Below are 16234 nucleotides of genomic sequence, written 5' to 3' on the forward strand. Positions count from 1 at the left end.
CAGATGATCGGAATGGATCGCCGTACCGGCCAGCCCATTACCGGCATCGACAGCGTTATTCAGTCCATCGGCGACATTCTCAGCACGCCGCTCGGCAGTCGACGCGAGCGGCCCGAATACGGCAGCAAATTGGGCACCTACGTGGACCTGCCGGTCAATGCCGGCTGGAAAAGCTCGGTGCAGGCCGAAGCGGTGAGAGCGATCGATCGATGGGAGCCGCGCGTGAAGCTCAAGAGCGTCCGGGTGGTGGCAGTGCTGGGCGGGAAAATTGATTTGGTTGTTGCCGGCGAATACCTGGGTAACGACTTTCTGGCCGAGGTGAGCGCATGAGTATCTTGGATTTGTCAGCGCTGCCGGCGCCGGATGTGCTGGAGCCGCTGGACTTTGAGGACACCTATCAAGGCACCCTGAGCATCTTTCGCGGGTCCATGGGCGACAACTGGACGGCCAACCTTGAATCAGATCCGGTGGTCAAGCTGCTGGAGGTGGGCGCCTATAACAAGCTCGGCAACCGTGCCCGGGTCAACGACGGGGCCAAGGCGCTGCTGCTGGCCTACGCGATCAAGAGTGACCTCGATCAGCTTGGCGGCAACGTCAATCTGCCGCGCCTGGTTATTCAGGCCGAGGATCTGACGGCCACGCCGCCAGTGCCTGAAGTGCTGGAAGAGGACGATCCATACCGAGAACGTATTCAACTGGCCTATGAGGGGCTGACCACGGCGGGGCCGCGTAACAGCTACATCCTGCACACACGTAACGCCTCGGGTTTGGTGGCTGACGCCTCGGCCGAAAGCCCGGCGCCGTGCAACGTTACGGTAACGGTGCTGAGTACCGAAGGCAAAGGCGAGGCTAGCCCCGAGCTTTTGGACATTGTCCGCCAGGCACTGGATGACGAGGACACCCGCCCGGTCGCCGATCGGGTCAAGGTGCAGAGCGCGGAAATTCTTGAGTACCGGATCGACGCCATCCTGCACATGAGCAGCGCCGGACCTGAGGGTGACGCCAGTTTGACCGAGGCGAGGCGCCGGCTCGCCGCGTGGATCAACCCACGCAAGCGGCTGGGGGTTGAGGTGGCCCGTTCGGCTGTGGACGCTCAACTGCACATTGCCGGCGTTTCCCGGGTCGAGCTGGTGGGCTGGCAGGATCTGGCACCTACGAAGGCGCAGGCAGCGTGGTGCACCGGTTATGACGTGACGATGGCGGGGGCGACATGAAAAGCCTGCTGCCGAGCAATAGCACGCCTCTGGAGCGGGCAATCGAGGCGGCTTTCTACGACCGAACGATTGTCCCGCTGCGCACCCTGTACAACCCCGACACCTGCCCGGTCGAACTGCTCCCGCATCTGGCGTGGGCATGGTCGGTCGATCGCTGGGATTACCGATGGTCTGAAGCGACCAAGCGCGCGGCCATCAAGGCATCTTTCTACATTCACAAGCACAAGGGCACGATCGGCGCGCTTCGCCGCGTGGTCGAGCCGCTGGGCTATCTGATCGAGATCGTCGAGTGGTTCAAGACCGTTCCCGAGGGCGAGCCGGGCACCTTCGCGCTGAAGGTCGGGGTTCTCGATACCGGCATCACCGAAGAAATGTATCAGGAGCTTGAGCGCCTGATCGACGACGCCAAGCCTGTCACCCGGCATCTGACCGGGCTGGCGATCAGCCTGGAAACTCAAGGCAATTTGAATATCGCCGTGTCCCTCTACGAAGGCGACGAAATCGACGTTTACCCGCCCGTCATGCGTGACATTGAGGTCACCGGCAGCTTTGGCGTGGTCGGTCGCGAACACACCATTGATACCCTGGATGTTTACTATGATTGATGCGAACTCGCAGTTTTTCGCGATCCTCACGAATGTGGGGATGGCCAAGCAGGCGAACGCCGACGCGCTCGGCATTCCCTGGCTGATCACGCAAATGGGCGTGGGGGATGCCAACCCCAACGGGCTGGCCGATCCGCCCAACCCTGTGCCCTCGGCCGGCCAAGCCAAACTGCTCAATGAGTGGCGCCGAAAGCCACTCAATCAACTGAAGATCGACCCGGTCAACCCGGCGGTGATCATCGCCGAGCAGGTCATTCCGGCCGATGAAGGCGGTAAGTGGATCCGCGAAATCGGCCTCTACGATGCGGACGGCGATCTGGTGGCGGTGGCCAACTGCGCGCCGAGCTTCAAGCCGTTGCTTTCGCAAGGCTCGGGTCGCACGCAGATCGTGCGGATGAACTTCGTTGTCACCAGTACCGGCAACATTCAGCTCAAGATCGACCCGGCGATCGTGCTGGCCTCGCGGGCCTACGTCGACGCGGTCATTCTGGAGGTGCTGCCGAAGAACAAGGAAGCGGGTCAGTACACCCGCGTCAAGGTCAACGATCGCGGGGTTTTCGTCTCAGGTGACAACCCGGCCACGCTGGCCGGGATGGGCATCACTGATGCCTACACCAAACCGGAAATCGAGGCGATGATCGCGCAGGCCTCGGCGTTGCCTGTAGGTGCCACGGTGGCCTTTCCGCTGGATAAGGTGGCGCCCGGGTTTCTGGAGCTGGACGGCAGCGTCAAGAGCATTGCTGTCTATCCCGATCTGGCGGCGTTCCTCGGCACCGCTTTCAACAAGGGGGACGAGGGCGCCGGCAACTTCCGCTTGCCTGACTCGCGCGGCGAGTTTCTGCGAGGCTGGGACCATGGGCGGGGCGTAGATGCTGGGCGCGCTGTTGGCAGCTATCAGGCGGGCACGAAAGTGCAGGGGGATGATGGTATAGGCCCAACCGTTCAGGGGATCGCCAACGTTGCGCAAATCGACGCTGACTCTGCGCCGAATTTCTCAGCCGACATCAACTACACCTCTCAGGGAATGTTGAGCGGCAATTACGGCGCTGCCTATTGGCGAACCGTCCGCCCGCGCAACTTGGCGGTGATGTGGTGTATCAAGGCGTGGAATGCGCCGATCAATCAGGGAAACATCGACATTGCCGCGCTCGCAGCGCTGGCGACCCAGGCCACCGAAATCAAGCTCGGTACGGCCAAGATCGCCACGCAGGCGCAGTTTGATGCCGGCACCGATGACGCGACGATCGTCACGCCGAAGAAGCTCAGGCAAGGGTTTATGTCGAGCCTCGGGCAAAACGGATACCAGAAGTTACCGTCTGGGTTGATCGAGCAATGGGGAACCGTAACGATCAATGACAACACTGAGATAGTTGTCACTTTGCCCATCGCTTTCCCGAATGCAGTCCTTGGGATGATTGCGGGGGTATCCAATTCGGCCATATCGGGTGGTGGTGAGTTCGCAACGGCCGGCGCGAGAAAGAACAGCAGCAGCCTCAGTACCATTTCTGTAAACGCAAACACCGGGCCTAACCTTTCAGCCAGTCAGCTCGTAACTTGGCGAGCGTGGGGGTATTGATCATGATCTTTTACAGCGCGTCTGAGCGCGGCTTTTACGACGACACCATTAACCTCGACGTGCCTGATGACGGCGTCGAGGTTTCCGATGAGCGCCGCCGCGCGATTCTGGATGGTCAGTCTGCCGGAATGGTTGTTGCTGCTGACGAATTCGGCGGCCCTATCCTGGTCGAGCGACCGGCGCCTGGCGCTGAGGTGATGGCCGCAGCTGAGCGTGCTTGGCGCGATCGGCAATTGGCGACTACTGACCCTCTGGTTTCACGCCATCGCGACGAGGTTGAGGAAGGCGGGTCGACCTCGATCACGCCTGAGCAATATACCGAGCTGCAAGGCTACCGCCGGCTGTTGCGCGATTGGCCGCAAGGCGAGCAATTCCCACTCGCCGAACACCGCCCTATCGCGCCGCCCTGGTTAGCCGAGCAGGTTCAATAAACGCCCCGCACTGACGGGGCGTTTTCTTTTCCGTTACGCGTAACACGAACACCCTCACAGCCTCGCTTATGCGGGGCTTTTTCGTTTCTGGAGATTGACCCTTATGAGTGGTTTTTTTCACGGTGTCACGACCACGCTGATTGACACCGGTGCGCGCACTATCTCGCTGCCGTCGTCCTCGATCATTGGTCTGTGCGACACCTTCACCCCCGGCCTTCTCGGCGGCGGCACGGCCAAGGCTGGCGAACTGATCCTGCTCACGTCCGAGCGCGAGGCGATCGCCGCCTTCGGTGCTGACTCGGCGATTACCAAGGCCGCCCAGGCGATCTATGTGCGCGCCAAGGCGGTGATCGTCGCTGTCGGCGTGCCCAAGCTGGAAGACGCCGCGCTGCAAACCTCAGCGATTATCGGCGGCGTTCTGACCTCGGATCAGCGTACCGGCCTGCAGGCGCTGCTCGATGGCAAGAGCAAGCACAACGCCCAGCCCAAGCTGCTGATCGCGCCGAAGCATTCGGCCACTCAGGCCGTGGCGACTGCCATGGACGCACTGGCCGCCAAGCTGCGCGCGATCGCGATCATCGACGGCCCGAATACCACCGACGAGGCGGTGCTGGCCTACGCCCAGGAGTTCGGCAGCAAGCGTCTGTATCTGGTCGATCCGGGCGTGCGGTATTGGGACACCGTCACCAGTGCCACGGTGGACGCGCCGGGGTCTGCGTGGGTGGCGGGTCTGTTCGCGTGGACCGATGCGACTTACGGCTACTGGGCTTCGCCGTCGAACAAGGAGTTCGTCGGCATTACCGGCACCTCTCGCCCGATCGAGTTTCTGGACGGCGACGAAACCTGCCGGGCCAACCTGCTCAACAACGCCAATGTCACCACAATCATTCGTGATGGCGGCTATCGCCTGTGGGGCAACCGCACCCTGTCGAGCGATCCGAAGTGGTCGTTTGTTACCCGCGTGCGTACCTGCGACATCCTCATGGATGCGATTCAGGCAGGCCACAAATGGGCGGTCGACCGCTCGATCACCAAAACCTACGTAAAGGACGTGACCGAAGGCCTGCAGGCGTTCATGCGCGACCAGAAGAACGACGGCGCGATCATCAACTTCGAGGTCTACGCGGACACCGAGCTGAACACGGCCAGCCAGATCGAGCAGGGCAAGATTTATTGGCGCATCCGCTTCACCGACGTGCCGCCGGCGGAAAACCCGAATTTCCTGATCGAGGTCACCAACGAGTGGCTGACTGAAGTGCTTGAAGCCTAAGGGGGCTTATCAATGATTCCTCAAGTTCTGAAGAACATGAACCTGTTTGTCGACGGCGTCAGCTTCTCCGGCGACGTGCCGACCCTGTCGTTGCCGAAGCTGACCCAAAAGGTGGAGGACTATCAGGGCGGCGGCATGTTCGCCCCGATCGAGTTCGCCGTGGGTCTGGAAAAAATCGAATCGGCATTTACCACCAACGGCGTGCGCCGCGAGGCGCTGAAGTTCTTCGGTCTGGCTGACCAGACGGCGGCCAGTCTGGTGTTCCGTGGCGCCTTCGCGGATCTGAAAGGCCGCGTGACGCCGGTGATCGTCACCATGCGCGGCGGTGTGAAAGAGGTCGACATGGGCGACTGGAAGCCAGCGACCGTGGGTGAAATCAAGCACGGCGTGAAGATCACCTACTACAAGCTTGAAATTGACGGCCGTGTGATGTTCGAAGCTGATCCGCTGAACATGATTTTTGTGGTGGATGGCGTCGACCAACTGGCTGCAGAGCGTTCTGCCCTGGGCATGTAAGGAATTTGAAAATGACTGAAGTAAGCGCAAAAAAACCTGACCCGTCGTGGCTGTCCGTGACCGATGAGGGCGCGGTTATCACTTTCAAAGGCACCGCCGAATTCGGCGGCATCAAGGTCGACAAGGTGACCATGCGAGCGCCGACTGTGCGCGATCAGCGCGCCGCTTCGGCGGGTGCCAAAGGCGACTACGAACAGCTCGAAATCAACATGTTCTGCAGTCTGCTGCAGGCGACCGAACCCGAGATTGCGGCCCTGACCACGCGCAACTACAACCGCCTGCAGGCCGGCTATTTTCGCTTGGTCGAAGAGGATGAGCTTTAACGCCGAGACCCAACGGGTGGCGGCCAAGACCTTGGCGAGAGAGACGGGTTTCTCTGCCGCCGAGATCGAGGCCATGCCCTTTGACCGGATGCTGTGGTGGCTCAGGGATTGAGCCGCTTTCGACTCTGCAAGATAGGGCAAGCACATGAGCAATAAACTCGCGCTCGGGCTGGTGATTGGCGGGGCGGTCAGTTCCACGGTGGGAGCGGCGTTCAAGGACGTCAGCGGCCGCATCAAAAAATTGGAGGACACCGGGAAAAAAGCCCGGGTACTCGAAAAGACCATTGGCGACACCATGCGTCTGCGTGACGAGTGGCGTAAGGCGCACTTGGCAGGCGAGAAGGGCGCCGACGCCCTGCGCAGGAAGCTGGAAGCCAATCTGGCAGCGCTGAAGAAGGAAGGCGTCGAAGTCCGCAATCTGAGCAAGGCTTACACTCAGATGGGCAAGACGGCGCGCGGGGCCGAGCTGAAGGCCAAGGGGCATATGCAGCTTGACGAAGGCAAGCAGCAGATGCGCGGTAGCATCGGCCGGGCTGCCGCCGCGTCGGCCGCGATGGCGGTGCCGGCCAAGATCAGCGCGGACTATGGCGCAATCATTCGTGACATTGCGATCAAGGCCGGCATTGCTAACGCGCCTGAAGAGGCGACGCTGTCCAAGACCGTGATCGACACGTCGCGCGATACCGGCATGGCGCGCAATCAGGTGGCCGAGGTAGTCAACGCCCTGGTGGGCGCCGGCATGGAACTGGATAAAGCGCTGTCGTATGCGCCGACAGCGGCGAAGTTCGCTGTCGGTCAGGGTTCTGACGGCACTGAAACCGCCAAGATGATCAACGCCCTGGGGCAAAACGCCAAGATCACCGACCCCGAGGTGATGCAAAAAGCGCTTGAGGCGATCGCCTACCAAGGGCAGGCGGGCAGCTTCGAAGCGGCCGACATGGCCAAGTGGTTCCCCGAGCTGTTGGCGGGCATGGGCAAGTTGGGCATCACCGGCATGGACTCGGTGACGCAGTTGGGTGCGATGCTGCAGGTGCAGATGAAGACTGCCGGCGGCTCGGACGAGGCGGCGAACAACCTCAAGAACTGGATGGAGAAAATCGGCTCCGGCGACACCGTCGCGGCGTACAAGAAGGCCGGCATCGACTATCAAGGCTCGATGAACACCGGGCTTCAAAATGGCAAGTCGACTTTGGAGTCCAGCTTTGCGCTGGCCCAAAAGTACATTGAGGCGACCGACCCCAAGAAGGCCGCCGAGATGGCCAAGGCCACGGCCGCGATCAGCAAGGAGTCTGATCCGGAGAAAGCCAAGGCGATGATCGCCTCGCTGGAGTCAGCGTTGCGAACGGGCGACCTGTTCGCCGACATGCAGGTCAAGGGCGCCTTGACCGCGTACATGCAGAACAAGGATCTGTACGAGAAGCTGAAAAAGGACTCTGCCAGCGCGACCGGGATTCTGGATAAGAACCTGGAAGAACGCCGGCAGTCGTCGGCGCAAAAGCAGTCGGAAATGGTGCAGAACCTTGACGACTCGATGCGCGCGATCGGCGACGCCATGCGGCCGGTGACGGATGCCGTGGTCGACGGGATCGGTTCGGTGGCTCAGGGCATGGCCAAGTTGGCCGACGAGTCGCCGCGACTGGTGATCGGCATCGGTCTGGCCACGGCTGGCTTGATCGGCCTGTCGACGGCAATGAGCGGCCTGAAGATGGCCAAGGGGTTGATGAACCTCGGCCGGGGTTCGCTGATGGGCAATCCGAACATCCCGCAAAAAGTCATCGTGACCAACATGGGCGCCGGCGGCATGGGCGGCGGGCTGGATGCTGGCGACCTCGATGCCGGCGATGGCAAAAAGGGCAAGGGCAAGGGTGGAAAGGGCGCCAAGGAAAGCTGGGCGAAAGGCTACAAGCAGCCGAGCGTCGGGAGCGTGGTCAAGGGCACGGCGGTGGTGGCAGTGGCTGAGGCCGCCTACAAGGTCTATGACACCTATCAGAACGCCGAGACGCAGGACGAGAAGGCCGAGGGGTACGGCGCGGCCGCTGGCGGCTTGGCGGGCACGCTGGCCGGTGCGGCAGCGGGCGCGGCGATCGGTTCGGCGGTGCCGGTTATCGGCACGATTGTCGGCGGCTTGATTGGCGGGTACCTGGGCAGTCAGGGCGGGGATCTGCTCGGCGGCTACATGGGTAAAAAGATGTTCGGTACCGACGAGTCGCTGAAAAAGGTCCCGGACGCCGGGCCTTTGATGATGGCCAATGCCGGCAAGGACATGGCGCCCAAGCTGGGCAGTACATCGTTGGGGGCTACCGCCAAGGCGTTCGCGCCGGCGGCCACCGGTCCGCTGATGCTGACCAATCCCGGCAAGGGCGTGGACCTTGGCGCATCAATGGCGCCGGCCTTGCCGCAGGCGCCGCCGGTGTCGTATGACCCGCGCGACCTGAATTCGAAGGACGCCATGCTGTTGCCGCACTTTGCCAACAAGGTGCGCTTCCCGGGTTCCGAGCTGCGTCGACCGAAGGTGATCCGCTCCGGGCTGGAGGATCCTGTACCGCCGCCGCAGATCGGCATGGCCGCCAAAGACATGATGATGCCGCCTGCCGGTGCAGACGCTGCGGCGGGGGCGCTGGTCAAGCCCATGGCTGCAGCGCCGGTGGCGCCAAAAGTCGAGTCCAACGTGGCGATTCAGGCGCCGTTTTCGCTGACGGTGAACGGCGACGTGAAGGACGGCAACCAGCTCTTCGCGCAGATCAAGCCGCAGCTCGATCAGTATTACCGCGACATGGCCAAGCAGGTGGGGAGCAATCAGCTCTATGACAAGCCGCACGTTTAAGGGGGGATGGAAATGGAAGCGTTGGGGCAGTTGCAGTCGGGGTTGAAGTATCTGGCCACGGCCGGCGAGACGGGCCGGCGCAGCCTGGACGGCATGTTGGGGCCGGTGAATGGCGCGATCGGCGAAATCACCGGCGCCGCGTCAGAGCTGGAGGGCTTGCCCTTTGTCGGGCCGGCGGTCGGGGAAAAGCTGCAGCGCGCGATGCGCGGGATCAACGCCGCGCAGGCGCAAGTGGGGCGGGTGGTGGCCATGTACGGCACCGCCACCCGCGCGGTTGCCCAGGTGGAGGAGCGCCTGGGCGTGCTGAAGGAACAAGCCGGCAAGGCCGCCACGGCCATCAACAAGATCGCGGGCAAGGTCAGCCCATCGCTGGCGAACATCGTGCCCACCGGTGCCTTTGCGACGGACCAGACGCCGGCGCCGGAAGCGGTGAAGCCGTTCCCGCACCTGCTGATTATCCAGCCGCGCGACCCGAAGGCGCCGCAGTACACGTTCAATCTGGACACGGCCGCGTTTGACGAGTTGCGCCGATCGACAGAATTCCGCTGGGCTTCGCAAGAGCGCTTGTCGCGCCGTCCTGCACAGCAGGCGGTCGGCATGGGCGACGAGAAAATCACCCTCAAGGGGGCGATCTTTCCGGGCCTGAAAGGCGGCCTCAAGCAACTCGATACGCTGCGATCGATGGGCGCCCAGCAAGAGCCGCTGACCTTGACCACCGGGTATGGCGACGTGCTTGGAACGTGGTGCTTGAAAAGCGTGGACGAGGAACAGAGCGCGCTGATGGCCGGCGGCATTCCGCGCAAACAGGCCTTTACATTGGAGTTTGTACGCTATGGCGACGACATGCAGGACGTCTGACGGGGATTTGCTGGACACCATCTGTCACAACTACTACGGGCATCTGAGCGGCTGCGTCGAAGCGGTGCTTGATGCCAATCAGGGGCTGGCCGATCAGGAGCAGCCCTACAGCGCCGGCTTGCTGATCGTGCTGCCGGATCTGCCGCCGCCGGTGGCCGAGTCGATCACCTTGTGGGATTGACCCGTCCGGACACGCCGCCGGCATCACCTCGTGTTACGCGTAACGCTCCGCTCTCTTGGCCCGCCCTGTGCGGGCTTTTCTTTGGATAGAACCATGACCCCCCGATTCCGAATTGTTGCCGATGGCACCGACATCACGGCGCTGTTGAACGATCGACTTCTTCAGTTGAGTGTTACCGACAAAGCCAGCATGGAGTCCGACGAGTTTGAACTGCGTATTGACGATCGGGACGGGCTGGTGACGTTGCCGCGCAAGGGCGTGGGGATCGAGATTTACCTGGGCTATCTCGAAACCTCGCTGGTCAGGCTGGGCCGCTACGTGGTCGACGGCGTCACGGTGTCCGGGCCGCCGGATACGATCGTCATCAAGGGCAAGGCCAGCGACATGCGCGGCAGTGGCAAAACCATCCGTAGCGGTAGCTGGGAAAACGTGCCGCTGTCGAAGATCGTGGCCGACGTCGCCGCGCGCAATGGCTGGGCGCCGGCCTGTCCGGTCGAGACTAAGGTGGCGCGAGCTGATCAGCTCAACGAATCCGACTTCAATTTCATCACGCGCCTGGCCAAGCAATATGACTGCACGGCGAAGGTCGCCGACGGGAAGTTGTTGGTCATGCCGCGTCAGGGCGGGCAGAGCGCAAGCGGCAAGGCGCTGCCGGCGATCGTGATCAACAAAAGCGACGTCAGCCGCTGGCAATTCAACTTCGAGGATCGCGAGTCTCACAAGTCGGTCGGCGCCAAGCATCAGGACAAGAAGACCGGCCAGCTTGCCGTGGTGTTGCTGGAGAACGACGACGCGCCTGCAGGCCTGCCCTCGGTGCACACCGATCGACATATCTACCCGAACAAGAGCGCCGCCCAGGCAGCCGCCAAGGCGCGATTGGCAGCGTTCAACCGTTCCACGGCCGGCGTGCGGCTGGAGATGAAAGGCCGCACGGATGTGTTTGCCGAGTGCCCCATCGTTGCCAAGGGTTTCAAGGTCGGACTCGACGGCGATTATCTGGCCGAGTCGGTGCAGCAGACCTATACGCAATCCGGCTGGTCGACCACGGTTGAATGTAACGGCGGCAAGAGCGGCAAGGCCAATGCCAAGGGCAAGAAAGGGAAAAAGCCGGCCAAGCCCGTAAAGGTTGTCAGCCTCAAATAGCGCACAAGCGCACCCCATCCTGCCGCCTTGTGCGGCTTTTTCATGTCTGGAGTTTGTATGTCAATCACGGAACAACAGCTGCATAGCATCATGCCCAACGCCCGCCGCCAAGCGGGCGTTTTCGTACCTGTTTTGAATACAGCAATGCAGCGCTATCAAATCGTCGGTAGAAAGCGTGTTGCCGCGTTCATCGCCCAGCTCGGCCATGAGTCGGGACAGTTGCGCTACATTCGCGAGATCTGGGGACCGACCCCGGCTCAAGCGAAATACGAGGGGCGAGCAGATCTGGGCAATACCCAACCCGGAGATGGTTCGAAATATCTTGGCCGGGGCCTGATCCAGATTACCGGCCGGGCGAACTATGCCGCGTGCGGCGAGGCGCTGGGCCTCGACCTGATCACTCAGCCGGAGCTGCTGGAACTGCCCCAGTACGCGGCCATGTCAGCAGCGTGGTTCTGGAAGCAGAACGGGCTGAACGATCTGGCTGACCGAGACCAGTTCAACACCATCACTCGCCGTATTAATGGCGGTCTGAATGGTTTACAGGATCGACTGGACATCTGGTCGCGTGCGCGGGCGGTGCTGGTGTGATCGTCGTCCCGTGGAAAATAGTCGGTGTACTGGCGCTGGTGCTGATCGGCGCCGGCAGCGTCTGGCAATTTCAGGATTGGCGCTACGGCAAACAGTTGGCCGAGCAGGCTCGGGTACACGCCGAAACCCTCAACCAACTTACGCAGGCGGCCGCCACTGCGCAGCGGGCCGAGCAGGACAGGCACCTGGCGCTCGAGCAACGGATGGCGTCCAGTGAACAAACCCACTTCGAGAAAATGACCGATGCTCAAAAGAAACAGGATCTCCTGCGCGATCGCCTTGCCACTTCTGATTTGCGGCTGTCAGTCCTCCTCGACGCAACCGACGCTGCCAAAGGCTGTGGGGTGCCAGCCACCGCCGGCGCCGGCAGCATGGATCATGCAGCCGTACGCGCCCGACTTGACCCAGCGCATGCTCAACGAATTATTGCCATCACCGACACCGGCGACCGGGGGTTGATCGCTCTGCAGGCATGCCAAGACTATGTGCGAAACCTGCGCCCTTGATGGCTCTGCGCCACACTTGCGAAGGGGCGGGTCGTGAACCATCATTCCTTTTTAAAATGGCGTCATGGAAGTGGACAAGCGACTCGCAGGGCTCTCGTTTTTACTGACCCTCGCTTGGGTTACGGTCGTTTTATTGGTGATGTATTGGATGTCGCACTGAATATAAAGGGCGATGGATTTGGAAGGCGTGGTGCTGAGCGATAAGATGCAGCGAGAAGCGGATCGGCTGCTGGCGCAGATTGTCCGGGCTGATTCGATGATCATCGCTGTAAAGGCGGGAGCGCGGGCGGATGGCTTCGTGCTGGGATTGGAAACCGGCGGCGCTTTGCGCACCGGCGATGCTGAAAGGCTGTACATCATTTTCGAAGCTGCGCTGGTTGAGCGCTTGAAAACCCTGTCGAAGGCATGAGTCAGGCAACAGGCCTAATCAGTTCAGGCCCTTGGTTCCGGACGTTCCCCACAGCCCGATCAACCTTGAGCCACTCGAAAACCTCTGTCGGTTCGCTCTGGTGCAGCACCATTTGCTCGGCGCGCTCTTTCGGCGTGGCCGGGTCCAGCCATTCCCGGGCGAGTTCGGGCGGCAACACTACCGGCCGGCGATCGTGGATATCGACCATGCCGCCAGCGCTGTCGGCGGTGATGATCACGAAGCCGTCATGCTCGCCGGGGGCATGCTCTTCATTCGGGTATTGGCCAATTGCGGCGCAGAGGATCGGCGATTGGTCCCTATGCCTGATCAAGTAGGGCTGCTTCTTCGGGCCACTTTCGTCGACCCATTCGAACCAGTTGTTGATTGCGATGATCGCCCGGTGTGGCCAGATCGCGCGGAAGAAAGGGCCGTGGGCGACTTTCTCTACCCGAGCGTTGATCGGCGCCGCGCGGTCATTGGCCCAGTGTGGCCGCCATCCCCAGCGGACCATGTCGGCGTGCAGGAACTCGCCTTCCTGGTGGAAGAGGGCAAGTTGAGTGGACGGCGCGGCGTTGTACCGTTCGAAAGGCTGCTCTCCGGTCGAGTTGATCAGCGCATTCGGCATGCTGAGCGCTGCTACGAAGTCGTGAATGCCGCTGTACTGGGAGAGTCGTCCGCACATTGCCCGTTCCTCGAAGGGATCTTTCAGCGTAGACCCGCGGGTGCCTGCTTTGTCACAAAACCTTCTCCGTCGCAGGTCGAGCAGTCGTCGCGCGAATCGAAGCGATCAAGGCAGGCAGGGCAGATACGGAATGCTGCTGACTCGATGTGAGGGCGTACCTTTTCAAAGGCGCGCAGATCCCGCTCCTCCTGCGCGATCTGCGCTGCATCTATGAGCGCTCGATAAGCATCGGCATCGGAAAGTGGTCGGCGTGTTACGCCGGAGATCATTCTCTCGGTCTCTACCAGCTGATATCGGCGACCATTCATTTCCAGCACCAAGCCTGAAATCCGTCCAATTTTCCGCGAAAGACCCAAGGTCAGCCGTACACCATCCGCGCCCGAGTAGACTTTCCCATCGTAAGGGAAGGACGCCCCGCGCGGTTCGTCATTCGCGAAGTCGAAGATCGACCGACTGATAGTGCCGAGCAGCTTTCCGGTATTGATATCAACTACGTCGTAGGTTGAGGCGCCGCGGTACTGACCCGGTGAGTTCTGCAACTCTTCGACAGCGTGCCAGTAGGCGGCGTCTGCCATCTCGTTCATGTCGAACTGCTCAAGCTGATCGATCAATCCTTCTGTGTGCAGCGCAGCAGCCATCGCATAAAGAGTTTCCCGGTAGCCCTCCGGGCTTTGCATGCGGAAATCCTGGTCGTCGAGAGTCGCACGCCATCGCTGGAGCCGGATAGATTTGGCCTGGTCGAAATTCATGAAAGGAGGGTTCGCTGTACAAGTGCTGTATGCATGTACAGTAATCGAGAGGCAGCTGTTCGGCGAGTAGCAGGCGACGAGCTGTCAGTCGGGTGTCATCAGGACAGCCAAGGTCATCTTGATAAATTCTTCATTCCTGTCGAGTGCTGCAAGGGAGCTGCGCACATTCTCGGCGACGTCCGCTGAGCCGCGCTGTTCTACCCAGATCGTCAACTCCATGATCGCGGCTTCGAGGGCGAGCTGATTTTCGTTGATCTTAAAGAGAAGAGAAGGGAGTAGATCTGAATTCGACATTGGGTTTCCTCCGTGAAAGAACCCAGCGTAGCACTGTGTTACATGAAGAGTGTTTTACGTTCGGCAGGACGCCAATGAAGGGAGAGAAGCCAGAAAGTTTTGTAACGCGTATCAAAAAGTTTTGTAACGCTTCCATAGGCTCGGCGGATAATTCAAACCCCAGAAACGACAAAGCCCTGAATAATCAGGGCTTTGTCGTATCAAATATGGCGGAGGCGATGGGATTCGAACTCATGGACCTGTTACAGTCGACGGTTTTCAAGACCGTTGCCTTAAACCACTCGGCCACACCTCCGTTGCGTTGCGGGCGCCATAATACCTGAATGAAACACACTGTCAAACTCTCTGCATGGCTTGTTACAGAGCGTCTGTTATGATCTTTGCGACTGAACGTTTCAAACCAACAGGAGTGTCGCCATGCGCGAACAGGATTACGCAGTTCACAACAGCGTGCAGGCTGAGCAGCTAGAGGTTAGCCGCGTCCTGCGCAACACATATGGCTTGCTCGCACTCACCCTCGCATTCAGCGGTGTGATGGCGTTCGTGGCCCAGCAGATGCGCGTCGGCTACCCGAATATCTTCGTGGTGCTGATCGGTTTCTACGGGCTGTTCTTCCTCACCAACAAACTCCGTGATTCGGCCTGGGGCCTGGTGTCTGCATTTGCGCTGACCGGCTTCATGGGTTTCCTGCTTGGCCCGATCCTCAACCGTTACCTGGGCATGCAGGGCGGCGCTGAAGTGGTCAGCTCGGCCTTCGCGATGACTGCGCTGGTGTTCGGTGGTCTGTCGGCCTACGTGCTGATCACCCGCAAGGACATGAGCTTCCTCGGCGGTTTCATCACTGCAGGCTTCTTCGTGCTGCTGGGTGCGACGCTGGCGGGCATGTTCTTCCAGATCAGCGGCCTGCAACTGGCGATCAGCGCCGGTTTCGTGCTGTTCTCGTCGGTGTGCATTCTGTTCCAGACCAGCGCGATCATTCACGGTGGCGAGCGCAACTACATCATGGCGACCATCAGCCTGTATGTATCGATCTACAACCTGTTCATCAGCTTGTTGCAGATCTTCGGCATCATGAGCCGCGACGACTGATCAATGTCGTGCAATAACGAAAAACCCGCCTCGGCGGGTTTTTTGTTGCCTGCGAAAAACGGGCAGGGCCTCAGGTGGTCAGTTGATCTCCAGGCTGCCATCGGCGCTTTGCTTGTAAATCGTGTAGGGCAGCAGAAGCGTATCCAGCACCCCGGAAACCGCCCCGTCGACGACCAGCCCGAGGGATGGGTTGTTGTAATTGAAGGCATCGACGTCATCCGGTTTTTCCGCGTGCAGCATGCAGAAGTCGTACGTCACGCCGCTGTAAATGCGCGGTACGGCGCCGCAGTAGGTTCTTTTGGCCTTCAATTGGTCCACGCTGGCTTTATCGCTGAGCGCCACCGTTTGAATAGTCCCGCAACCAGCCAGCATTGATGCCGCCAGTATCACCGCCTGAATTTTCATACCGCGAATCCTTCGCTGGAAAAAATCAATCTACGCCGCTCAGGCCATCGGCGGCAATCGACGTTTGACCGGGGTTTTCTTGACGATCGCGGTGTTGGTCTCCGCCAGCGTATTGAGTCGGTCGAGCAGAGTGTCGAGCTGTTCCATCGAGCGCACGTGCAGGCGAGCGATGAAGCAATCCTCGCCAGTGACCTTGTCGCACTCGGTGAATTCCGGGATCGCCAGAATCTGCCGCTCCACTTCCTGCAGTTGGCCCGGCAGCGGTCGAACCCGGACGATGGCCTGCAACTGGTAACCGAAGCATTTGGGATCGATCTCGACGGTGTAGCCCTTGAGCACACCGCGCTCTTCCAGCCGGCGCAAGCGTTCGGCCACGCTCGGCGACGACAGGCCGCTGATCTGCGCGAGCGCCTTGAGTGAGCGGCGCGAGTCTTCCATCAGCGCACTGATGAGGATCTGGTCGATATCGTCGGTCATGACGCAACTCCGGGATTAGGCATTTGCGGGAAATTACCCGCAATAAAAAAGGCAGAAGTCGAGTTTAGCCTGCTTTATGCGCTGGAGGCGC

General features: G+C 60.8%; 21 protein-coding genes and 1 tRNA gene. 16 read left to right on the plus strand and 6 right to left on the minus strand.

What is annotated here, in order from left to right:
• Window positions 1-3: 3 nt before the first annotated feature.
• The 15 genes from ACXR0M_RS19665 to ACXR0M_RS19735 all read left to right on the plus strand — a co-directional run bounded on the left by ACXR0M_RS19665 (window position 4) and on the right by ACXR0M_RS19735 (window position 12447).
• Window positions 4-330 carry a GPW/gp25 family protein gene (locus tag ACXR0M_RS19665; protein WP_458833434.1) on the plus strand — a complete coding sequence of 109 codons (327 nt, stop codon included), beginning with the start codon at window positions 4-6 and terminating at the stop codon, window positions 328-330.
• The gene (locus ACXR0M_RS19670; protein ID WP_458833435.1) at window positions 327-1214 is read left to right on the plus strand and encodes a baseplate assembly protein; all 888 of its coding nucleotides are present in this window, start codon (window positions 327-329) and stop codon (window positions 1212-1214) included. Before ACXR0M_RS19665 ends, ACXR0M_RS19670 begins: the two co-directional genes overlap by 4 nt.
• Window positions 1211-1819, plus strand: a complete 609-nt coding sequence (locus ACXR0M_RS19675; RefSeq protein ID WP_458833436.1) for a phage tail protein I — start codon at window positions 1211-1213, stop codon at window positions 1817-1819. Before ACXR0M_RS19670 ends, ACXR0M_RS19675 begins: the two co-directional genes overlap by 4 nt.
• Complete coding sequence (locus tag ACXR0M_RS19680; RefSeq protein WP_458833437.1) at window positions 1812-3395, plus strand: phage tail-collar fiber domain-containing protein; 1584 nt, start codon at window positions 1812-1814, stop codon at window positions 3393-3395. The genes ACXR0M_RS19675 and ACXR0M_RS19680 overlap by 8 nt, the downstream gene beginning before the upstream one ends.
• A 2-nt stretch (window positions 3396-3397) precedes the next feature.
• Window positions 3398-3826 carry a phage tail assembly chaperone gene (locus tag ACXR0M_RS19685; RefSeq protein WP_458833438.1) on the plus strand — a complete coding sequence of 143 codons (429 nt, stop codon included), beginning with the start codon at window positions 3398-3400 and terminating at the stop codon, window positions 3824-3826.
• A gap of 103 nt (window positions 3827-3929) precedes the next feature.
• Window positions 3930-5096: a phage tail sheath subtilisin-like domain-containing protein gene (locus ACXR0M_RS19690; RefSeq protein WP_458833439.1), complete on the plus strand. Its 1167-nt coding sequence runs from the start codon at window positions 3930-3932 to the stop codon at window positions 5094-5096.
• 12 nt (window positions 5097-5108) lie between these two features.
• Entirely contained in the window at window positions 5109-5612 is a 504-nt protein-coding gene (locus ACXR0M_RS19695) for a phage major tail tube protein (RefSeq protein ID WP_458833440.1), read from the plus strand.
• 11 nt (window positions 5613-5623) lie between these two features.
• Window positions 5624-5935 carry a phage tail assembly protein gene (locus tag ACXR0M_RS19700; protein ID WP_458833441.1) on the plus strand — a complete coding sequence of 104 codons (312 nt, stop codon included), beginning with the start codon at window positions 5624-5626 and terminating at the stop codon, window positions 5933-5935.
• Window positions 5936-6080: 145 nt separating this feature from the next.
• Window positions 6081-8759, plus strand: a complete 2679-nt coding sequence (locus tag ACXR0M_RS19705) for a phage tail tape measure protein (protein WP_458833442.1) — start codon at window positions 6081-6083, stop codon at window positions 8757-8759.
• A 12-nt stretch (window positions 8760-8771) separates the two neighbouring features.
• Window positions 8772-9617, plus strand: coding sequence for a phage tail protein (locus tag ACXR0M_RS19710; protein ID WP_458833443.1), 846 nt, complete (start codon window positions 8772-8774; stop codon window positions 9615-9617).
• Complete coding sequence (locus ACXR0M_RS19715; RefSeq protein WP_458833444.1) at window positions 9592-9798, plus strand: tail protein X; 207 nt, start codon at window positions 9592-9594, stop codon at window positions 9796-9798. The genes ACXR0M_RS19710 and ACXR0M_RS19715 overlap by 26 nt, the downstream gene beginning before the upstream one ends.
• Before the next feature lie 93 nt (window positions 9799-9891).
• On the plus strand, window positions 9892-10941 hold the full coding sequence (locus tag ACXR0M_RS19720) for a phage late control D family protein (protein ID WP_458833445.1): 1050 nt from the start codon (window positions 9892-9894) through the stop codon (window positions 10939-10941).
• A 57-nt stretch (window positions 10942-10998) separates the two neighbouring features.
• On the plus strand, window positions 10999-11532 hold the full coding sequence (locus ACXR0M_RS19725; RefSeq protein ID WP_458833446.1) for a glycoside hydrolase family 19 protein: 534 nt from the start codon (window positions 10999-11001) through the stop codon (window positions 11530-11532).
• A complete protein-coding gene (locus ACXR0M_RS19730; RefSeq protein ID WP_458833489.1) occupies window positions 11532-12038 on the plus strand; it encodes a lysis system i-spanin subunit Rz in 507 nt (168 codons plus the stop codon). The genes ACXR0M_RS19725 and ACXR0M_RS19730 overlap by 1 nt, the downstream gene beginning before the upstream one ends.
• Before the next feature lie 178 nt (window positions 12039-12216).
• Window positions 12217-12447: a hypothetical protein gene (locus ACXR0M_RS19735; protein WP_458833490.1), complete on the plus strand. Its 231-nt coding sequence runs from the start codon at window positions 12217-12219 to the stop codon at window positions 12445-12447.
• Between the two features lies 1 nt (window position 12448).
• On the opposite strand, the gene ACXR0M_RS19740 is transcribed toward ACXR0M_RS19735, so the two are convergent.
• The 4 genes from ACXR0M_RS19740 to ACXR0M_RS19755 all read right to left on the minus strand — a co-directional run bounded on the left by ACXR0M_RS19740 (window position 12449) and on the right by ACXR0M_RS19755 (window position 14467).
• Window positions 12449-13129, minus strand: a complete 681-nt coding sequence (locus ACXR0M_RS19740) for an SOS response-associated peptidase family protein (protein WP_458833447.1) — start codon at window positions 13127-13129, stop codon at window positions 12449-12451.
• Window positions 13130-13152: 23 nt separating this feature from the next.
• Entirely contained in the window at window positions 13153-13878 is a 726-nt protein-coding gene (locus ACXR0M_RS19745; RefSeq protein ID WP_458833448.1) for a hypothetical protein, read from the minus strand.
• Window positions 13879-13962: 84 nt separating this feature from the next.
• Window positions 13963-14172, minus strand: coding sequence for a hypothetical protein (locus tag ACXR0M_RS19750; protein ID WP_458833449.1), 210 nt, complete (start codon window positions 14170-14172; stop codon window positions 13963-13965).
• Window positions 14173-14379: 207 nt separating this feature from the next.
• A tRNA-Ser gene (locus tag ACXR0M_RS19755) sits at window positions 14380-14467 on the minus strand.
• Between the two features lie 122 nt (window positions 14468-14589).
• On the opposite strand from ACXR0M_RS19755, the gene ACXR0M_RS19760 reads away from it, so the two are divergent.
• Window positions 14590-15261 carry a Bax inhibitor-1/YccA family protein gene (locus ACXR0M_RS19760; protein ID WP_003224442.1) on the plus strand — a complete coding sequence of 224 codons (672 nt, stop codon included), beginning with the start codon at window positions 14590-14592 and terminating at the stop codon, window positions 15259-15261.
• Between the two features lie 78 nt (window positions 15262-15339).
• On the opposite strand, the gene ACXR0M_RS19765 is transcribed toward ACXR0M_RS19760, so the two are convergent.
• Both ACXR0M_RS19765 and ACXR0M_RS19770 read right to left on the minus strand, forming a co-directional pair.
• Window positions 15340-15666 (minus strand): YceK/YidQ family lipoprotein, encoded by a 327-nt coding sequence (locus tag ACXR0M_RS19765; RefSeq protein WP_458833450.1) that lies wholly within the window; start codon window positions 15664-15666, stop codon window positions 15340-15342.
• Between the two features lie 39 nt (window positions 15667-15705).
• Window positions 15706-16143, minus strand: a complete 438-nt coding sequence (locus ACXR0M_RS19770) for an Lrp/AsnC family transcriptional regulator (RefSeq protein ID WP_311998139.1) — start codon at window positions 16141-16143, stop codon at window positions 15706-15708.
• Between the last annotated feature and the right edge of the window lie 91 nt (window positions 16144-16234).

The sequence above is a fragment of the Pseudomonas sp. Eth.TT006 genome, from assembly GCF_054456575.1.

What these genes read in the sequence shown, in the direction of transcription:
- ACXR0M_RS19700 (WP_458833441.1), top strand. Translation starts at nt 5,624, where the DNA reads ATGACTGAAGTAAGCGCAAAAAAACCTGACCCGTCGTGGCTGTCCGTG.
- ACXR0M_RS19680 (WP_458833437.1), top strand. Translation starts at nt 1,812, where the DNA reads ATGATTGATGCGAACTCGCAGTTTTTCGCGATCCTCACGAATGTGGGG.
- ACXR0M_RS19690 (WP_458833439.1), top strand. Translation starts at nt 3,930, where the DNA reads ATGAGTGGTTTTTTTCACGGTGTCACGACCACGCTGATTGACACCGGT.
- ACXR0M_RS19685 (WP_458833438.1), top strand. Translation starts at nt 3,398, where the DNA reads ATGATCTTTTACAGCGCGTCTGAGCGCGGCTTTTACGACGACACCATT.
- ACXR0M_RS19725 (WP_458833446.1), top strand. Translation starts at nt 10,999, where the DNA reads ATGTCAATCACGGAACAACAGCTGCATAGCATCATGCCCAACGCCCGC.
- ACXR0M_RS19750 (WP_458833449.1), bottom strand. Translation starts at nt 14,172, where the DNA reads ATGTCGAATTCAGATCTACTCCCTTCTCTTCTCTTTAAGATCAACGAA.
- ACXR0M_RS19675 (WP_458833436.1), top strand. Translation starts at nt 1,211, where the DNA reads ATGAAAAGCCTGCTGCCGAGCAATAGCACGCCTCTGGAGCGGGCAATC.
- ACXR0M_RS19715 (WP_458833444.1), top strand. Translation starts at nt 9,592, where the DNA reads ATGGCGACGACATGCAGGACGTCTGACGGGGATTTGCTGGACACCATC.
- ACXR0M_RS19740 (WP_458833447.1), bottom strand. Translation starts at nt 13,129, where the DNA reads ATGTGCGGACGACTCTCCCAGTACAGCGGCATTCACGACTTCGTAGCA.
- ACXR0M_RS19670 (WP_458833435.1), top strand. Translation starts at nt 327, where the DNA reads ATGAGTATCTTGGATTTGTCAGCGCTGCCGGCGCCGGATGTGCTGGAG.
- ACXR0M_RS19770 (WP_311998139.1), bottom strand. Translation starts at nt 16,143, where the DNA reads ATGACCGACGATATCGACCAGATCCTCATCAGTGCGCTGATGGAAGAC.
- ACXR0M_RS19705 (WP_458833442.1), top strand. Translation starts at nt 6,081, where the DNA reads ATGAGCAATAAACTCGCGCTCGGGCTGGTGATTGGCGGGGCGGTCAGT.
- ACXR0M_RS19745 (WP_458833448.1), bottom strand. Translation starts at nt 13,878, where the DNA reads ATGAATTTCGACCAGGCCAAATCTATCCGGCTCCAGCGATGGCGTGCG.
- ACXR0M_RS19760 (WP_003224442.1), top strand. Translation starts at nt 14,590, where the DNA reads ATGCGCGAACAGGATTACGCAGTTCACAACAGCGTGCAGGCTGAGCAG.
- ACXR0M_RS19665 (WP_458833434.1), top strand. Translation starts at nt 4, where the DNA reads ATGATCGGAATGGATCGCCGTACCGGCCAGCCCATTACCGGCATCGAC.
- ACXR0M_RS19710 (WP_458833443.1), top strand. Translation starts at nt 8,772, where the DNA reads ATGGAAGCGTTGGGGCAGTTGCAGTCGGGGTTGAAGTATCTGGCCACG.
- ACXR0M_RS19765 (WP_458833450.1), bottom strand. Translation starts at nt 15,666, where the DNA reads ATGAAAATTCAGGCGGTGATACTGGCGGCATCAATGCTGGCTGGTTGC.
- ACXR0M_RS19695 (WP_458833440.1), top strand. Translation starts at nt 5,109, where the DNA reads ATGATTCCTCAAGTTCTGAAGAACATGAACCTGTTTGTCGACGGCGTC.
- ACXR0M_RS19720 (WP_458833445.1), top strand. Translation starts at nt 9,892, where the DNA reads ATGACCCCCCGATTCCGAATTGTTGCCGATGGCACCGACATCACGGCG.